This window comes from Azospirillum sp. (assembly GCF_035628975.1).
Lineage (GTDB): Bacteria > Pseudomonadota > Alphaproteobacteria > Azospirillales > Azospirillaceae > Azospirillum.
Map to the genome: position 1 here is coordinate 1 of NZ_DASPIS010000028.1, position 16562 is coordinate 16562.

A 16562-nucleotide genomic window follows, 5' to 3' on the forward strand; every position below is an offset into this window, starting at 1 on the left:
GCCAGCGCTTTCAAACGCGATCAGAGGACTTCCTCCATGCCCGATCCGAGGCATTTCACGACCCGTCGCGGCTTCATCGCCGGACTGGGCTTCGGCGCCGTTTCCCTTTACGGCGCCTGGGCGGCCTATGGCGCCGCTCCCCTCCCCTTCGGCCACACGGCGTCCGCCACACCCGAGCCGGAAACGCGCGGCCATGGCGGGAACAACGGTGGCAGCCATGGCGGCCATGTCGCGGCAGCCACCTCCAAAGCGGACGACTTCCGCCTGGAGCATGAGACCTTCCTGCGGACCTATGCGCAGACGGACGGCAGCGTCGATCCGCACGCCGCGACCCACGGCGACGCGCATTCGCACGGCCACGCACATGGCACCTCCCAGGGCGCCTCCCAGGGCGGCCACGCCGATGCGGGTCATGACGACGGCGGATCGGCCATCGAACCGGTGACCGTTTTCCTGATGGCGCAGAAATTCGTCTACAGCCCCGATCTGCTGCGCCTCAAGGCAGGCCAAGCCTACCGGTTCCGCATGATGGCGGACGACATCACCCATGGCGCCTCGATCCAGCTCGGCAGGGCCAGCCGGATCATCCGGCTGCGGCCGAACATCGTCAGCGAGCAGACGATCACCTTCACCAAGCCGGGCGAGTATCTCGTCTACTGCACCGTCTATTGCGGCCAGGCACATGACGCCATGCAGGGCCGCATCATCGTCGTCTGACGGGGGATCGATCATGGACACCATCCCGCATGACGCCCCGAACATGGTCAAATCCGGCCTGACGGCGCGCCTCCGCACCCTGCCCCGACCCGACAAGGCGTTGCTGAACCTGTTGTTCGGCGCCGCCCTGCTCGCCCTCGTCCTTGGACTTGCCGGCGGTCTGCTCACCGCGCTTGCCCGTGCCGGCGCCTTGACCTTCTTTCCCGACGACGCCTACCGGCTGCTGACCCTGCACGGGGTGTCGGTGTTCTTCTATTGGCTCTACCTGATCCAGGCGGCGCTTCTGCTGGCGCTGGCCGCGGCGGAGAACGGCCGGGGGCTCGCCCTGCGTCCGGCAGCCTGGGCGGGGGCCGCCCTGATGCTGGCCGGCTTCGCGGTCAGCGAGTGGATCTCCTATACCGGCACGCCGCTGCTCTATGACGGCAGCCCGGAACTGGCGGCGGACGATCCACGCTCGGTCGGGTTCTTCGCGCTCGGCTATCTGCTGCTGTCCGCCGGCCTCACGGCGTCCGCCCTCAGCGGCATCGCCACCCTGCTGCAGCCGCGCCGCCGGGGCGAGGCGGAGGAGTTCGGCGCGGTCGGATTCGCCCTGTTCGCCTGGGCCGGCTTCCTGATCGTCAGCGCCATCGCCGCCACCAACGCCTTCCTGCCCGGTCTGCTCTGGTCGCTCGGCGCCGGCCCCTTCCCGACCGACCATGGCACCGAATGGCACATCCTGTTCCACAACCTGCACTATCTGCCGCTGATGGCGACGGTGCTGGTCTGGTACGTGCTGACCCGGCATCTGACCGGCGTCACCTCGATCCACGGCGCCCGCCTGTCGAAGATCGTCTTCGCCGCCTATCTGGTCTTCGTCCCGCCGACCAGCCTCTATCACATGTTCCTGGAGCCCAACCTGTCGGAGGGCGTGCGGGTGGTGGGGTCGCTGCTGTCCCTGTTCGTTTCGGTCCCGACACTGGCGGCCTTCGCCATCATCGTCTCGTCGCTGGAGGCCAGCGCGCGGGCACACGGCGCCACCGGCTTCCTCGGCTGGATGCGTGGCCTGCCCTGGAGCAACCCGGCGATGGCGAACATGGGCTGGGCGGTGGTCAACATGATGGTCGGCCTCACCTTCGCCTTCGTCCTGATCCAGGGCGAACTGGCGCCGATGCTGAGCGACACCTTCTTCGTGCCCGGCTATTTCCATCTCTTCGCCGTCGGCGTGCTGACCCAGACCTTCCTGGCGGCGCTGATGATCATGCTGCCGGCGCTGAACGGCGGCCACCTGTGGCGGCCGATGCTGCTGGCCCGTATGCCCGCCCTGGTGACCGCCGGCCTGCTTGTGTTCGCCGCAGCCGGGATCGCGGCCGGCACAATGGGCGTGCCGCGCCGGGTGTTCGACATCGGCTATGGCGGCATGGCGCCGGCTGCATGGCCGGTCCTGATGGGGCTGGTCGGCATCGGCGCCAGCCTGTTCGCCGCGGCCCTGTCTGTCAGCGTCTATGGCGTCGTCCGCACCCTGCTGTCCGGCCGCAAGCTGTCGGCGATGGAGTTGCCGGCGGTCGACTGGAAGGCCGGGCAAAGCCGCATCGGCGCCGCACCCGCCTGGACCGGCCCGGCGTCCATCGCGGCGCTGGTGGCGGCCATGTACGTCTTCACCATCGCCGCCTTCCAATTGATCCAGTCGCTGCCGATCGCCGCCATCGGCGGCGGCCACGGCCATTGACCGCAGGAGACCCGCCATGAAGAACGACGAAGTCCGGCTGATGCTCGCCATCGTCGCGGTCTGGGCGGCGCTGGCCGCCGTCTATGCCCTCGTCCCCAGCCTTGGCATGCCCGGCTATGTCCGAGTCTGGGGTGGAGGGGCCGTGCTGTTCCTGCTGCTTGCCATCGTGCTGACCCTGGCAGGAAGGGGCCGGAACGCCGGGGAAAGCACGCGAACCTGACCGGATGGCCAGGAAGTATTGCCTGTTTTTCAATCACATGCCGGCATTCTGACCGGCCGGAGGGCCGCCCCCGTCAGACGGGTGGCGGTCCCGGCCGCTGGCATCTCTGTTGCATTTGCATGTATGGCACGCACGCACCCATGGATTCGGGGTAACATTCCCGGGTAGTCATGGGCTTAGGCGTGTCAGCCGCCCTGCTGCCGAAGACGGGCGGTCGACGAAACGCGGCGAACCATACGCGGCCAACGATACTCTGCGACGAAGGGGATTCACGATGTCGGTTCGGGGGATGGGGGATCTGGGCATGAAGGACCTGGGCATGGGTGTAGCGGGAATGACGCGCCGTGCGGTGCTGTGCGGCATCGCCGCGGTCGCCTTCGCGGCGGCGGCCGGCGGCTCCCTGCCGGCGCTTGCGCAAAGCAAGCTGAAGGTCGCCGGCATCTACACCGTTCCGATCGAGCAGCAGTGGGTCAGCCGCATCCATGTCGCGCTGAAGGCCGCCGCCGACCGCGGCGACATCGAGTATGTCTGGGCCGAATCGGTCGCCAACACCGACTATGAGCGCGTGATGCGCCAGTATGCCGAGGCCGGCCAGCAGCTGGTGTTCGGCGAGGTGTTCGGGGTGGAGCGCGCCGCCCGCGCCGTCGCCAAGGACTATCCGAAGACCGCCTTCGTCATGGGCTCCAGCTTCAAGCCGCAGGAGCCGAACTTCTCGGTCTTCGACAACTACATCCAGGAACCCGCCTATCTGTCCGGCATGGTCGCCGGCGGCATGACCAAGTCGAACGTGATCGGCATGGTCGGCGGCTATCCGATTCCCGAGGTCAACCGCCTGATGAACGCCTTCATGGAAGGCGCCAAGGAGGTCAACCCGCAGGTCAAGTTCTCCGTCAGCTTCATCGGCTCCTGGTTCGACCCGCCGAAGGCCAAGGAAGCCGCCTTCGCCATGATCGACCGTGGCGCCGACGTGATGTACGCCGAGCGCTTCGGCGTGTCGGATGCGGCCAAGGAGCGCAAGGTGCTCGCCATCGGCAACGTCATCGACACCCAGCCGCAATATCCGGACACCGTCGTCGCCAGCGCCCTGTGGCACATGGAGCCGTCGGTGGAGCGCGCCATCGCCGCGGTGAAGGCCGGCAGCTACAAGGCCGAGGATTACGGCCCCTACAGCATGATGGCGCACAAGGGCTCCAGCTTGGCGCCGCTCGGCACCTTCGAAGCGAAGGTCCCCGACGCCATCAAGGCGAAGGTCAAGGAGCGCGAGCAGCAGATCCGCGACGGCAAGTTCACCGTGAAGGTCAACGACGCCGAGCCGAAGTCGACGATGTGACGCCCGGCGCATTCCCGATGTCATCACCCGAGTTGTCATCACCCGTGAAAGGCGGGCCGGAGGTCGTCCTCCGGCTCGCCGGCATTTCGAAACGGTTCGGCCCGCTGCTCGCCAACGACGACATCTCGCTGACGCTCCGCGCCGGCGAGGTGCTGGCCCTGCTTGGCGAGAACGGCGCCGGCAAGACCACCCTGATGAACATCCTCTTCGGCCATTACATCGCCGACGAGGGCAGCATCGAGGCGTTCGGCCGTCCCCTGCCGGCGGGCTCGCCCCGTGCGGCGCTGGAGGCCGGCATCGGCATGGTCCACCAGCATTTCACCCTGGCGGACAATCTGTCGGTGCTGGACAACATCGCGGTGGGGACCGAATCGCTGTGGCGCTGGCGTTCCGACCGGGGCGCCGCCCGCCGCCGGCTGCTCGACCTTTCCCAGCGCTTCGGGCTGGAGGTGCGGCCGGATGCGCTGGTCGGCGACCTGTCGGTCGGCGAGCGGCAGCGGGCGGAGATCCTGAAGGCGCTCTACCGCGACGCCCGCATCCTGATCCTGGACGAGCCGACCGCGGTGTTGACGCCGCAGGAATCGGCCGGGCTGTTCGAGACCCTGCGCAAGCTGACCGCCGACGGGCTCGCCGTCGTCTTCATCAGCCACAAGATGAACGAGGTCTTCGCCGCCAGCGACACCGTCGCCGTACTGCGCGCCGGAAAGCTGGTCGCCACCCACGCCACCGCCTCCACCGACCGCGCCAAGCTGGCCGAGCTGATGGTCGGCCGCAGCGTCAAGCCGCCGGCCCCCACCCCGCTCAGCCCCGGCGAGCCGGTGCTGGAACTGGCGGGCGTCACCGTCGCCTCGGACCACGGCCGTCCGCTGCTGGACGGGGTGGACCTGACGGTGCGGCGCCATCAGGTGGTCGGGATCGCCGGCGTGTCGGGCAATGGACAGACCGCGCTGGCGGAACTGGTCAGCGGCCTGATCCGCCCCGGCTCCGGCCGTCTGTCGCTGAAAGGCAGCGTGGTCGAGCATGCCAACCCGGCCGACATGGTCCGGCGCGGCGTCGCCCGCATTCCGGAGGACCGGCACAGCGCCGGTCTGGTCGGCGCCATGGCGGTGTGGGAGAATCTGATCGCCGAGCGCTACCACGATGCCGCCTTCTCCCGCTTCGGCGTGCTGCGGCGGGGTGCGGCGCGGAGCTACGCCCGCGAGGTGATCGAAGAGTTCGACGTCCGCTGCCCCGGCCCCGATGCCCGCACGCAGCTGCTGTCGGGCGGCAACATGCAGAAGCTGATCCTGGGCCGCACGCTGGCCCATGGGCCGGACCTGATCCTGGCGAGCCAGCCGACGCGCGGGCTCGACATCGGCGCGGTGTCCTATGTCCACAGCCGGCTGCTCGACGCCCGCGCCGCCGGAGCCGGCGTCCTGCTGATCTCCGAGGATCTGGACGAGATCCTGGCGCTGGCCGATTGCGTCACTGTCGCCTATCACGGGCGCCTCACCCCGCTTCTGCCGCATGACCGGGTGTCGGTCAGCCAGCTCGGCCTGCTGATGGCCGGGCATTGGGACGTTTTGCGCGATATTCTGCCGGAGACCCAATTGGAGCATGGCGATGCGGCTTGAACCGCGCACCGATACCCCGCTCGCCCTGCGGCTGCTGGCGCCGGTGGGCGCCGTGGTCGCGGCGCTGGCGCTCTGCGCCCTGCTGGTCGCCTGGACCGGCGCGCCGGTTCTCCGTGCCTACGGCCTGCTGTTCGAGGGCGCCGTAGGCTCCCGCTTCGCCCTGACGGAGACGCTGACCCGCGCCACCCCGCTGATCCTGACCGGCCTTGCCGCCGCCGTCGCCTTCCGCGCCAAGCTGTGGAACATCGGGGCGGAGGGGCAGCTCTACATGGGCGCGCTCGCCGCCGTGGTGGTGGGCGGCGGCATGCTCGACCTGCCGGCCTGGGCGCTGATCCCGGTGGTGATGATCGCCGGCATGGCGGCGGGCGGCGTCACCCTGCTCGGTCCCGCCGTGCTGAAGGTCCGCTTCGGCGTCGACGAGGTGGTGACGACCCTGCTGCTGAACTTCGTCGTCCTGCTGCTGGTGTCGATGCTGCTGGAAGGGGCCTTGAAGGACCCGATGGGCATGGGCTGGCCGCAGTCGGCCCCCGTCGCCGAGGCGGCGGAACTTCCCAAGCTGGTGGAACGCACCCGCCTGCATGCCGGGCTCGCCATCGCGCTCGGCCTGTCGGTGCTTCTGTGGCTGGTCGATACCCGGACCATCTGGGGCTACGAGAACCGCGCGGTCGGCGCCAACCCGCGCGCCGCCGCCTTCGCCGGCATGCCGGTGACGCGGGTGATGCTGCGCACCGCCCTGCTGTCCGGCGGTCTCGCCGGGCTGGCCGGAGCGGCGGAGGTCTGCGGCCTGAAAGGCTATCTGACGCTCGACCTGTCGCCGGGCTTCGGCTACAGCGGCATCGTCGTCGCCATGCTGGCGCAGCTGCACCCCATCGGCGTGGTGGGTGCGGCGCTGTTCATCGCCGGCATCTTCGTCGGCGCCGACGCCATGAGCCGCGCCATGCCGGTTCCCAACTACATCGCCGACGTCCTGGTCGCCGCCAGCCTCCTGTGCATGCTGGTCGCCGGACTGCTGGCGCGCTACCGGCTGCGGCGGGGGTAAGGGGTCATGGATTTCCTGTCGATCATCCTCGACATCCTGCTGTCGGCCGCCTTCTGGACCGCAGTGCTGCGCATCGCCACCCCCTATGTGCTGGGCACGCTGGGCGAGCTGCTGTGCGAACGGGCCGGCGTGCTGAATCTCGGCATCGAAGGCATCATGACGCTGGGCGCCATGGCCGGCTGGATGGCGGTCTACCAGGGGGCCGATCTGTGGACCGGCGTGCTGGTGGCCGCAGCCTGCGGCGCGATGCTCGGCCTGCTGCACGCGGCGCTGACCGTGCCGCTCGGCCTGTCGCAGCATGTGACGGGCATCGGCGTCACCCTGCTGGGCACCAGTCTGTCCTATTTCGTCTACCGGCTCGTCCTGCCGCAGGCCAGCACCCCACCGACCATCGAGCCGTTCCAGCCGCTGGCCCTGCCCGGCGCCCTGGCCCAGACGCCGCTGACCTACCTCGCCTTCCTGCTGGTCGCGGTGGTTGCCTATGTGCTGTACCGCACGCCGGTCGGGCTGGCGGTGCGGATGGTCGGCGAAAATCCGGCTGCGGCCGAGGCGCAGGGGCTGAACGTCACCGCCATCCGCATCGGCGCGGTGATGGCGGGCAGCGCGCTGATGGCGCTGGCCGGCGCCTTCCTGACGCTGTCCGCCTTCAACGCCTTCTTCTTCAACATGGTCAACGGGCGGGGCTGGATCTGCATCGCCCTGGTGGTCTTCGCCTCCTGGCGGCCGGGCAAGGCGATGCTGGGCGCCCTGCTGTTCGCGGTGTTCGACGCGCTGCAGCTGCGGCTCCAGCAGGCGAGCGGCGGCGTCCTTCCCTACCAGCTGTTCCTGATGATGCCCTATCTGTTGAGCATCCTGGCGCTGGTGCTGGTGGCCCGCCGGGCCTCCTACCCGCGCGCCCTGATGATCCCGTACCGCAAAGGAGAACGCTGATGTTCGACCTGATCCTGCGCCGCGCCACCCTGCCGGATGGCCGCAGCGGCATCGACATCGGCATCCGGGGTGGCCGCATCGCCGCCGTCGAAGCCGGCTTGGCCGGCGAGGCTGCCTCGGAGATCGACGCCACCGGCCGGCTGGTCACCCCGCCCTTCGTTGATTCCCATTTCCACATGGACAGCACGCTCAGCTACGGCCTGCCGCGCGTGAACCAGAGCGGCACCCTGCTGGAGGGCATCGCGCTGTGGGGCGAGCTGAAGCCGCAGCTGGTGCAGGACGCCATCGTCGAGCGGGCACTCGCTTACTGCGACTGGGCGGTCGGGCGCGGCCTGCTGGCGGTGCGCAGCCATGTCGACGTCTGCGATCCGCGGCTGCTGGCAGTGGAAGCCCTGCTGGACGTGAAGAAGCGGGTCGCGCCGTACCTCGACCTGCAGCTGGTCGCCTTCCCTCAGGACGGCGTCCTGCGCTCAGCCGGCACGGAGGAGCTGCTGCTGCGGGCGCTGGACATGGGCGTCGACGTGGTCGGCGGCATCCCGCATTTCGAGCGCACCATGGCCGACGGCGCCGCCTCGGTCCGGCTGCTCTGCGAAATCGCGGCGGAGCGCGGGCTGCTGGTCGACATGCATTGCGACGAGACCGACGACCCGCTGTCCCGCCATGTCGAGACCTTGGCCTACGAGACGCAGCGGCTGGGGCTGCATGGGCGGGTGACGGGGTCGCACCTGACCTCCATGCATTCCATGGACAACTACTATGTCTCCAAGCTGATCCCGCTGATGGCCGAGGCTCGGCTGGGGGTGATCGCCAACCCCCTGATCAACATCAGCCTCCAGGGCCGTCACGACACCTATCCCAAGCGCCGCGGCATGACCCGCGTGCCGGAGCTGATGGCCGCCGGCCTGACCGTCGCCTTCGGCCACGACTGCGTGATGGACCCCTGGTATCCGCTTGGCTCCGGCGACATGCTGGAGGTGGCGCATATGGGCCTGCATGTCGCCCAGATGACCGGCCAGGACGGCATCAAGGCCGCCTTCGACGCGGTGACGGTCAACCCTGCCCGCCTGCTGCATCTGGACGGCTACGGGCTGGAACCGGGCTGCAACGCCGACCTCGTGGTGCTCCAAGCCAGCGGCCCGGTGGAGGCGATCCGCACCCGCGCCGCCCGCCTGTTCGTCCTGCGCCGCGGCCGGATCGTCAGCCGCTGCGAACCGGTGCAGGCGAAGCTCGACCTGCCGGGACGGCCGGAAACGGTCGATTTCCTGCTGAACCGGGGGTAGGGCTAGCAGGGACTTGCAATGATGATCGGCTTCACTGCCCATGCCCGTTTGACGATCCAGGAGCGCGGATTGGCTCTGGAATGGGTCGAACGTGCCATCCTGGATGCTGACCGGATCGAGACCGATCCCAGCGGACCGGAGGTGTGCCGCTCCTTCAAACGCATTCCAGAGGCAGGTGATCGCATCATCCGGGTTGTCCATCGCCGGGACGGTGCGGATATACTGGTCATCACGGCCTTTCTCGACCGGGGAGCCAAGCTATGAACTCGCGATATGATCCCGAAGCCGACGCGCTGTTCGTGCGCTTTTCGGAGGGCACCATCATCGACTCTCAGGAAGTCGCCCCTGGAATCATCCTGGATTTTGATGACCAGAATCGGATCGTCGCTCTCGAAGTGCTCAACGCGAAAGAGAAGATGGCTGCTGGCGCAATTCCAATCGCCGCAGAGTGAGCACCCAGCAAAAAGCCCACCGGAACGGTCGTTTCGGTGGGCTTTTCTGTTGGGAAGCCCTCACGCCTTCAAAAAGTCCCGCAACGCTTCGGCCACCGTGTGCATTTCCTGCTCGGTGCCGATGGTGACGCGCAGGCAGCTCGGCAGGCCGTAGGAGGGCATCTGGCGGACCAGGATGCCACGGGCCTTCAGGAACTGGCGGGCGGCCTCGGCGTCGTCCTTGCCGGCGGGCTGGCCCTTGAAATCGACCAGAACGAAGTTGGTCACACTGGGGTGAACCGTCAAGCCAAGCTCCCGCACGGTGGCGGAGAACCACTCGCGCCACTGCTCATTGTGGCGGCGGGAGCGGTCGAGGAACTCGGCATCCTCCACCGCGGCGATGCCGGCGACATGGGCGGCATTCGACACGTTGAAGGGGCCGCGCACCCGGTTCAGCACGTCGACGATCCCGGCCGGGCCATAGCACCAGCCGATGCGCAGCGAGCCCAGCGCGAAGATCTTCGAGAAGGTGCGGGTCATCACCACGTTGGGGAACTTCTCCACCAGCTCCTCGCCGGCGGTGTAGTCGTCCTTGTTCATGTATTCGGCATAGGCCGCGTCGATGACCAGGATGACGTCCGGCGGCAGGCCGGCATGCAGCCGCGCCACCTCCGACGCCGGCAGGTAGGTGCCGGTCGGGTTGTTCGGGTTGGCGAGGAAGACCAGACGGGTGCGCGGGGTGACGCGGGCCAGCAGGCTGTCGACGCTGGCGGTCAGCCCGTCCTCCGGCGCCGTCACCGGGGTGGCGCCGACCGACTTTGCTCCGATCGGGTACATCAGGAAGCCGTGCTGCGAATACAGCACCTCGTCGCCCGGCCCGGCATAGGAGCGGATCAGCAGGCTGATGATCTCGTCCGACCCGGCGCCGCAGACGATGCGGTCGGCATCCAGGTTGAAGCGCTTGGCGATGGCGCCGCGCAGCGCCGCCGAGGCGCCGTCCGGGTAGCGGTGCAGGGTCCCAGCCGCCGCCGAATAGGCTTCCATCGCCTTCGGGCTCGGCCCCAGCGCGCCTTCGTTGGAGGCAAGGCGGATATGACCCTGATGCTCGCCGCCGACATAGGCGGCGATGTCGAGAATCCCCGGACGCGGCTGCGGGCCGTTCGGCTGGGTCATGGTCTGCTTACCTTCCGACAGATTGGATTGGCGATTTTGGAACGTTTGGAACGGTTTGGAACAGTCCTGGCGCCGATGTTCAGTTTCAGGACATGCCGATGCAGCATAAGGCAGGAGCCGGCCCACCGGCTCGCCCCAATCGCGCACATCAGCCCAGAGCGAGCGGCACGGCATAGCCGCCGACGACGTTGACCCGCACCGGGATGTCGCCCGACCGTTCCAGCAGCATGGCAAGCCGGGGGTCGGCCTGCCCGACGAAGTCGGCGACCTCGACCAGATGGACGGACGGCCCGCCGCCGCTCATCCCGATGGCGTGGCCGGCCGGATGCCAGGTGCAGAAGCTGACCGGCGGCAGGCCGCAGGCCTCCAGCATGTCCTTCAGCCTGCCGCGGCTGAGGTCGCCGCCGATCTCGATGCTCAGCAGCGTGCGGTCGTCGCCGGTCGGCTCGTGCGGGACGGCGGCGATGGCGAGCGCGTCGCGGTTCTCGCCGCGGGCGTTGCCGCGCCCGCCGAAGGGTAGCCGCGCCACCACCTGCGGCCGGCCGGCGTCGGCCGACACCAGGAAGCGCCACCAGGGATCCGAATCGTCGTCGGCCGGATAGGGCACCACGGCGACGGTGGCCGTCCCCTCAGACACCGCACGCAGGGCGGCGGCCGGGGTGTTGACGGCGGTCATCGGCACGAATCCGCCGAAATGGTCGCGCGCCACGTCCCAAAAGCCGCGGCGGTCCTCCGGCGCATAGACGGCGACGGCGAAGGGGCCCTGCATGCGGGTGAAGGCGGTGATCATCTCCCGCCAGATGCGCACCACGACCTGGGCGGGGAAGGTTCCGGCATGGCGGGCAATCAGGCGCCGCAGGATCGTCGCCTCCCGTGCCGGGCGCAGAATGATCGGCTGCGTGCCGTTTTCCGCCGCGCCATTGCCCTTCGCGGCCCCGATGCGTTCCACCACGGCGGCGCGGCGCATCAGCAGGTCATGGATCGCGTCGTCGATCTGGTCGATCTCGCGGCGCAAATCGTCGAGCGGGGTCCGGGCGGGGGCCATGGGTCAAGAAACCATCGAAAGCAAAGCCGGTTAGTAGTAGTCCGCATGCGCCGCGAAATCAAAGAAAACATTGACACTCTTGAGCCCGGCTTCGTAGCTATACCCTCCCGTTCCGCCAAAGCTCACCGACGGTTTCCGCCAAGGCGCCGCAAGGCTTGCAAGAGGCCGGATTTCCGAAGGCAAGACCCGCTCTTAAGGCACGAAACGATATGTCCGCGCCCCCCACCGCGCAGCAGCCGCCCCTGGTCACCCCCGAGGTCGCCGACAGCCCGGCCCCCAATGACCAAGTCTTGCCGGGCAAGCGCGTGCGTCTGGCGGTCGACCGGCCGATGCGGCTGGACAGCGGGGTGGAGATCGGCGGCTTCCAGATCGCCTACCAGACCTACGGCACGCTGAACGCCGACAAATCCAACGCGATCTTCATCTGCCACGCCCTGACCGGCGACCATTTCGTGGTGGAGAAGCATCCCGTCACCGGCAAGCCCGGCTGGTGGGAAATGCTGGTCGGCCCCGGCAAGCCGGTGGACACCGACCGCTATTTCGTCATCTGTTCCAACGTGCTGGGCGGCTGCCTGGGCAGCACCGGGCCGAAGGACATCGATCCCGCCACCGGCCAGCCCTATGGCCTGTCCTTCCCGGTGGTGACCATCGGCGACATGGTGCGGGCGCAGAAGTTGCTGGTCGAGCATCTGGGCATCGAGAAGCTGTTCTGCGTCATCGGCGGCTCGATGGGCGGCATGCAGGTGCTGCAATGGGCGGTGGCCTATCCCGAATCGGTGTTCGCCGCGGTGCCCATCGCCACCGCCGCCCGCCATTCGGCGCAGAACATCGCCTTCCACGAGGTCGGGCGCCAGGCGATCATGGCCGATCCGAACTGGCGCGGCGGCAACTACCTGCTGGAGGGCACCAAGCCGGAGGCCGGCCTGGCCGTCGCCCGCATGGCCGCCCACATCACCTACCTCTCGGAAGCGGCATTGCACCGCAAGTTCGGCCGCAACCTGCAGGACCGCAAGGCGGTCACCTACGGCTTCGACGCCGATTTCCAGGTGGAAAGCTACCTGCGCTACCAGGGCGCGGCCTTCGTCGAGCGGTTCGACGCCAACTCCTACCTCTATATCACGCGGGCGATGGATTACTTCGACCTCGCCGCCGATGCGGGGGGCACGCTGGCCAACGCCTTCCGGCCGGGGGGCAGGACGACGCCGGTGCGCTTCTGCCTTGCCAGCTTCTCCAGCGACTGGCTGTTCCCGACCTCGGAATCGCGGGCCATCGTGCATGCGCTGAACGCCGTCGCAGCGAATGTCAGCTTCGTGGAGATCGAGACGGACAAGGGCCACGACGCCTTCCTGCTGGACGAGCCGGAGTTCCATCAGGTCATCCACGGCTTCCTGGAGGGCTGCGCCGAGCATCGCGGCCTGTCCGCCCGCCGCCGCGCGCGCTGATTGGGACAGAACGACCGACCATGGTGGACATTCGCGACGACCTGAAGCTGATCGCCGAGATGGTGGAGCCGAACAGCCGCGTGCTGGACGTCGGCTGCGGCGACGGCGCCCTGCTGGATTATCTGTCCCACGCCAAGAACGTCGACGGGCGCGGCATCGAACTGAGCATGGACGGCGTGCGGCAATGCGTGGCGCATGGCCTGTCGGTGATCCAGGGCGATGCCGAGACCGACCTGAAGGACTATCCCGCCGACGCCTTCGACTACGTCATCCTGGGCCAGACGCTGCAGGCGATGCGGCAGCCGCGTGACGTGCTGCAGATGATGTGCCGCATCGGCCGCCGCGCCATCGTGTCGGTCCCCAATTTCGGCTATTGGCGGGTGCGGCTGCAGCTTCTGCTGACCGGGCGCATGCCGGTTACGGAAAAGCTGGGCTACCAGTGGTGGGAAACGCCCAACATCCATTTCTGCACGCTGCGCGACTTCGTCGTGCTGACGGAGGAGATGGGCATCACCATCGAACAGACCCGCATCCTCGACCATGCCGGCCGGGTCACCAGCCAAGCCCATTCCGGTTTCGCCAACCTGTTGGGCGAGCAGGGTGTCTTCCTGCTGAAGCGCAACGGCGGGTGAGTTTTTCGGCATGCGGGCGGGAACCTTCCGTCCGCCTGCATGTTCTTGATACGTTCCTTTTTGATGAGGTACGGATCATGACCGCCAAGCATTCGACCGATCAGCATTCGACCGATCCCCGCGACCAATCGCACGAGAATCCCAAAACCGGCGCCGACACCTCCAACCGGGACAAGAACCCCGACGACTGGACCACCGGCGACGAACCAATGACCGGCGCCCAGGCCTCCTACCTGAAGACGCTGAGCGAAGAGGCAGGCGAGTACTTCGACGACGCCCTCACCAAGGCGGAGGCGTCCAAGCGGATTGATGCGCTTCAGGACAAGACCGGGCGGGGGAAGTGATACCGGATTCACGCCTCTCGTGCCGCAGGAGAGTCCCCTCTCCCCCCCGCTCACACGCAAACGAAGTTTGCGCTGACGCGACAGGCGGACCAGAGGTCCGCCGAAAGCGGGGAGAGGGTTAGGGTGAGGGGGACGCGCGGCGAGGATCTTCAAGAATCGCTTATTCTCCCCGCTCCCCACCAGATCCACGCAATGCATCCCCCTCACCCCGCCCCTCTCCCCGGGGGAGAGGGGGATATGCGCCCCCCGGCAACCCATCGGCATGTTGGGCTGTTAACCAAGGCGATACCGAATCCGAATGGAAGGGTCGCCCTCATGCTCCGCCCTGTCTTGCTTCTGCCCGCTGCACTGCTGCTGATGTCCGGCACCGCTCTGGCCCAGACCACGCCGGCGCCGGATACAGCCATCGCCCCGCCGCTGATGACCGCGCCCCGGCCCGACGACCAGCCGACCACCGGGCCGGTCGCCTCCCCGCCGGGCGTCAGCGGCGAGGCCCCCTCACAGGAAATGCAGAATCCTGCGCCGCCGGTCGCCGCTTCGCCGGCGGGCTCGCCGCCGGTGGCCGCCCTGCCCTCCGCCGCCCTCAACCCCGATCAGGCACGGTCGATGGTGGGGACGGAGCTGCGCACGCGCGATGGCCAGCCCGGCGGCCGCATCCTCGACTTCACCCTGAGCCAGCCGGGCGACCGGATCGACCGCATCGTCGTGGCTCCGAACGATGTTCTGGGGCTGGGCGACAAGCTGGTCGCGGTGCCGGCCGGCGCCCTGACCAACGGCCCGGACGGGCCGGTTCTGGACATGGAACAGGCCGACATCGGCAAGGCACCGACCTTCGCCTATGGCAGCCAGCCGACGGTGACCCGCCCCGACGGACAGTAAGACACGTCGCCCGGTGGAGGCTCAGGCGGCCGGGCGGCGGCGGAAGAGGCCGGTCAGGCAGGCGACCGCGCACAGCCCGGCGCCCAGCCACAGCACCGTAACGCTGCCGTCCGCCTTGCCCACCGCACTGAAGACCAGCCCGACCGTCGCGGCACCCAACGTTTGGCCCAACAGCCGGCCGGTCGCCTGGATGCCGCTGGCGCCGCCGCTGCGCTCCTTCGGCGCGCTGCTGACCAGCACCTTGTTGTTCGGGGTCTGGAACAGGCCGAAACCGAAGCCGGCCAGCGCCATGCGCCACACAACGTCCAGCGTCGCCGGGTCGGGCGGCAGCAGCGCCATCAGCGCCAAGCCGGTGGCGAACAGCGCCAAGCCCGCTGCGGCAAGCCGCGTCGGCTCGTAACGGTCGGCCAACCGACCGGAGATCGGTGCCACCAGCGCCACCATCAGCGGCCAGGGCGTCATCAGCAGCCCGGATTCGGCCAAAGACCGGTGCAGCACGTCCTCGAAAAAGAAGGGCATCGCCACAAAAACGATGTTCTGCGAGGCGAAGGAGCAGACCGACGTCACCACGGTCAGGGCGAAGACCGGACGGCGCAGCAGGTCCACCGGCAGCAGCGGCGCCGACTGCGACAGCTCCCGCCGCACCAGCGTCACGCCCAGAACCACCGCACCGGCCAGCTCCGCCGCGACCAGCCAGCCGGGCTGACTGCCGTCCACCCCCTTGAAGCCGATGATCAGCAGGCCGAGCATGCCGGCGTTCAACAGGGCGCTCACCCAGTCGAAGCGGTGGCCGGCGGGGGTGGAGACCGGCATCGCCCGCGCCGCCACCGCCAGCGCCGCCAGCCCCAGCGGCACGTTGACGGCGAACAGCCAGGGCCAGGAGGCGACCGACAGGATCAGCGCCGCCAAACTCGGCCCCGCGGCGGAGGATACGGCGACGATCATCGCGTTGTAGCCGACCCCGCGCCCGAGATGGGTGGACGGGTAAATGTGACGGACCAGCGCCAGATTGACGCTCATGATCCCGGCGCCGCCGATGCCCTGCACGACGCGCGCGGCGGTCAGCAGCGGCAGGCTGGGCGACAGCGCACAAGCCAGCGAGGCCACGGTGAAGACCGCAAGTCCGCCCCAATAGACCTTGCGATAGCCGATGATGTCGCCCAGCGACGCCAGCGGGAACAGCGAGACGGTGACCGCCAGCTGATAGGCGTTGACCACCCAGATTGCGCCCGCGGCATCCACCCCGAACTCGCGCTGGATCGTCGGCAGGGCGATGTTGGCGACCACCCCGTCCAGCACCGCCATGATCAGCGCGACGGTCATCGCCGCCATCGCCCAGTAGCGTTGCGGGACCGGCAGACCGTCGGCAATGGCCGGCGGTTTCGGAATGGCGGACGGGGCGGCGGAGACGGTCGGCATGGGGGGACTGGACATGGCCGTCAGCATAGAGGCCGACTCCCATTGCGCGGTCGCAGCAATTTCGCATGAAAGCATTGCGGAAGCCGAGCGCGGGGGTGGGACTATGTCAGACCGGAACCCCTCTCCCGCCCTCCTGTTGGAATGGAACGCGAGCCAACCTTAAGGAGCGCCACCATGACAAAACACATCCCGCCCGTCCCGCCCGAGGGCCGCAGCGACAAGGGTCCCGGCGAGCCGGCGACCAGCGCCTCGCCCGACGACGGTGCCAGCAACCGCGGCGCCCCCAACACCAAGGAACAGGGCCAGCCCGGCAACACCCGGCAGAACACCACCCATCAAGGCTACCAGCAGGATCGGTGAGGC

18 protein-coding genes are annotated in these 16562 nt (G+C 68.5%); 15 read left to right on the forward strand and 3 right to left on the reverse strand.

All coding sequences use genetic code 11. The features are described 5' to 3' along the window. Nucleotides 1–36 precede the first annotated feature (36 nt). From VD964_RS05550 to VD964_RS05595, 10 genes are all read left to right on the forward strand, one after another. Nucleotides 37–717 (forward strand): hypothetical protein, encoded by a 681-nt coding sequence (locus VD964_RS05550; RefSeq protein ID WP_324866399.1) that lies wholly within the window; start codon nt 37–39, stop codon nt 715–717. 13 nt (nt 718–730) lie between these two features. Continuing rightward, nucleotides 731–2422: a cbb3-type cytochrome c oxidase subunit I gene (locus tag VD964_RS05555; protein WP_324866401.1), complete on the forward strand. Its 1692-nt coding sequence runs from the start codon at nt 731–733 to the stop codon at nt 2420–2422. A 16-nt stretch (nt 2423–2438) separates the two neighbouring features. Beyond that, on the forward strand, nt 2439–2642 hold the full coding sequence (locus tag VD964_RS05560) for a hypothetical protein (protein WP_324866403.1): 204 nt from the start codon (nt 2439–2441) through the stop codon (nt 2640–2642). A gap of 319 nt (nt 2643–2961) precedes the next feature. After that, the gene (locus VD964_RS05565) at nt 2962–3972 is read left to right on the forward strand and encodes a BMP family protein (protein WP_414637097.1); all 1011 of its coding nucleotides are present in this window, start codon (nt 2962–2964) and stop codon (nt 3970–3972) included. A gap of 44 nt (nt 3973–4016) precedes the next feature. Further along, nucleotides 4017–5585: an ABC transporter ATP-binding protein gene (locus VD964_RS05570; RefSeq protein ID WP_324866407.1), complete on the forward strand. Its 1569-nt coding sequence runs from the start codon at nt 4017–4019 to the stop codon at nt 5583–5585. Further along, a complete protein-coding gene (locus VD964_RS05575) occupies nt 5569–6624 on the forward strand; it encodes an ABC transporter permease (RefSeq protein WP_414637096.1) in 1056 nt (351 codons plus the stop codon). Before VD964_RS05570 ends, VD964_RS05575 begins: the two co-directional genes overlap by 17 nt. A 6-nt stretch (nt 6625–6630) precedes the next feature. Further along, nucleotides 6631–7554: an ABC transporter permease gene (locus tag VD964_RS05580; RefSeq protein ID WP_324866409.1), complete on the forward strand. Its 924-nt coding sequence runs from the start codon at nt 6631–6633 to the stop codon at nt 7552–7554. After that, entirely contained in the window at nt 7554–8834 is a 1281-nt protein-coding gene (locus VD964_RS05585) for an amidohydrolase family protein (RefSeq protein WP_324866412.1), read from the forward strand. Before VD964_RS05580 ends, VD964_RS05585 begins: the two co-directional genes overlap by 1 nt. Before the next feature lie 18 nt (nt 8835–8852). Next, entirely contained in the window at nt 8853–9098 is a 246-nt protein-coding gene (locus tag VD964_RS05590; protein WP_324866414.1) for a DUF4258 domain-containing protein, read from the forward strand. Then, complete coding sequence (locus VD964_RS05595) at nt 9095–9286, forward strand: DUF2283 domain-containing protein (RefSeq protein ID WP_014188100.1); 192 nt, start codon at nt 9095–9097, stop codon at nt 9284–9286. Before VD964_RS05590 ends, VD964_RS05595 begins: the two co-directional genes overlap by 4 nt. 60 nt (nt 9287–9346) lie before the next feature. Here the strand turns inward: VD964_RS05595 and hisC are convergent, their stop codons facing one another. Continuing rightward, nucleotides 9347–10438: a histidinol-phosphate transaminase gene (hisC, locus tag VD964_RS05600; protein WP_324866419.1), complete on the reverse strand. Its 1092-nt coding sequence runs from the start codon at nt 10436–10438 to the stop codon at nt 9347–9349. A 148-nt stretch (nt 10439–10586) separates the two neighbouring features. Then, on the reverse strand, nt 10587–11483 hold the full coding sequence (locus tag VD964_RS05605) for a chorismate mutase (protein WP_324866421.1): 897 nt from the start codon (nt 11481–11483) through the stop codon (nt 10587–10589). A 209-nt stretch (nt 11484–11692) separates the two neighbouring features. On the opposite strand from VD964_RS05605, the gene metX reads away from it, so the two are divergent. From metX to VD964_RS05625, 4 genes are all read left to right on the forward strand, one after another. Beyond that, a complete protein-coding gene (metX, locus tag VD964_RS05610; protein ID WP_324866423.1) occupies nt 11693–12925 on the forward strand; it encodes a homoserine O-acetyltransferase MetX in 1233 nt (410 codons plus the stop codon). A gap of 20 nt (nt 12926–12945) precedes the next feature. After that, nucleotides 12946–13557, forward strand: coding sequence for a methionine biosynthesis protein MetW (gene metW, locus VD964_RS05615; protein WP_324866426.1), 612 nt, complete (start codon nt 12946–12948; stop codon nt 13555–13557). A gap of 77 nt (nt 13558–13634) precedes the next feature. Beyond that, the gene (locus tag VD964_RS05620; RefSeq protein ID WP_324866428.1) at nt 13635–13901 is read left to right on the forward strand and encodes a DUF3072 domain-containing protein; all 267 of its coding nucleotides are present in this window, start codon (nt 13635–13637) and stop codon (nt 13899–13901) included. Nucleotides 13902–14216: 315 nt separating this feature from the next. After that, the gene (locus VD964_RS05625; protein ID WP_324866430.1) at nt 14217–14780 is read left to right on the forward strand and encodes a PRC-barrel domain-containing protein; all 564 of its coding nucleotides are present in this window, start codon (nt 14217–14219) and stop codon (nt 14778–14780) included. A 21-nt stretch (nt 14781–14801) separates the two neighbouring features. Here the strand turns inward: VD964_RS05625 and VD964_RS05630 are convergent, their stop codons facing one another. Next, a complete protein-coding gene (locus VD964_RS05630; protein ID WP_324866432.1) occupies nt 14802–16214 on the reverse strand; it encodes an MFS transporter in 1413 nt (470 codons plus the stop codon). A gap of 159 nt (nt 16215–16373) precedes the next feature. Here VD964_RS05630 and VD964_RS05635 point away from each other — a divergent pair, with 159 nt between their 5' ends. Continuing rightward, nucleotides 16374–16559 (forward strand): hypothetical protein, encoded by a 186-nt coding sequence (locus VD964_RS05635; RefSeq protein WP_149224594.1) that lies wholly within the window; start codon nt 16374–16376, stop codon nt 16557–16559. The last annotated feature ends 3 nt before the right edge of the window (nt 16560–16562 follow it).

What these genes read in the sequence shown, in the direction of transcription:
- hisC (WP_324866419.1), bottom strand. Translation starts at nt 10,438, where the DNA reads ATGACCCAGCCGAACGGCCCGCAGCCGCGTCCGGGGATTCTCGACATC.
- VD964_RS05575 (WP_414637096.1), top strand. Translation starts at nt 5,569, where the DNA reads ATGGCGATGCGGCTTGAACCGCGCACCGATACCCCGCTCGCCCTGCGG.
- VD964_RS05590 (WP_324866414.1), top strand. Translation starts at nt 8,853, where the DNA reads ATGATGATCGGCTTCACTGCCCATGCCCGTTTGACGATCCAGGAGCGC.
- VD964_RS05560 (WP_324866403.1), top strand. Translation starts at nt 2,439, where the DNA reads ATGAAGAACGACGAAGTCCGGCTGATGCTCGCCATCGTCGCGGTCTGG.
- VD964_RS05620 (WP_324866428.1), top strand. Translation starts at nt 13,635, where the DNA reads ATGACCGCCAAGCATTCGACCGATCAGCATTCGACCGATCCCCGCGAC.
- VD964_RS05625 (WP_324866430.1), top strand. Translation starts at nt 14,217, where the DNA reads ATGCTCCGCCCTGTCTTGCTTCTGCCCGCTGCACTGCTGCTGATGTCC.
- VD964_RS05630 (WP_324866432.1), bottom strand. Translation starts at nt 16,214, where the DNA reads ATGTCCAGTCCCCCCATGCCGACCGTCTCCGCCGCCCCGTCCGCCATT.
- VD964_RS05595 (WP_014188100.1), top strand. Translation starts at nt 9,095, where the DNA reads ATGAACTCGCGATATGATCCCGAAGCCGACGCGCTGTTCGTGCGCTTT.
- VD964_RS05580 (WP_324866409.1), top strand. Translation starts at nt 6,631, where the DNA reads ATGGATTTCCTGTCGATCATCCTCGACATCCTGCTGTCGGCCGCCTTC.
- VD964_RS05555 (WP_324866401.1), top strand. Translation starts at nt 731, where the DNA reads ATGGACACCATCCCGCATGACGCCCCGAACATGGTCAAATCCGGCCTG.
- VD964_RS05565 (WP_414637097.1), top strand. Translation starts at nt 2,962, where the DNA reads ATGGGTGTAGCGGGAATGACGCGCCGTGCGGTGCTGTGCGGCATCGCC.
- VD964_RS05635 (WP_149224594.1), top strand. Translation starts at nt 16,374, where the DNA reads ATGACAAAACACATCCCGCCCGTCCCGCCCGAGGGCCGCAGCGACAAG.
- VD964_RS05585 (WP_324866412.1), top strand. Translation starts at nt 7,554, where the DNA reads ATGTTCGACCTGATCCTGCGCCGCGCCACCCTGCCGGATGGCCGCAGC.
- VD964_RS05550 (WP_324866399.1), top strand. Translation starts at nt 37, where the DNA reads ATGCCCGATCCGAGGCATTTCACGACCCGTCGCGGCTTCATCGCCGGA.
- metW (WP_324866426.1), top strand. Translation starts at nt 12,946, where the DNA reads ATGGTGGACATTCGCGACGACCTGAAGCTGATCGCCGAGATGGTGGAG.
- VD964_RS05605 (WP_324866421.1), bottom strand. Translation starts at nt 11,483, where the DNA reads ATGGCCCCCGCCCGGACCCCGCTCGACGATTTGCGCCGCGAGATCGAC.
- metX (WP_324866423.1), top strand. Translation starts at nt 11,693, where the DNA reads ATGTCCGCGCCCCCCACCGCGCAGCAGCCGCCCCTGGTCACCCCCGAG.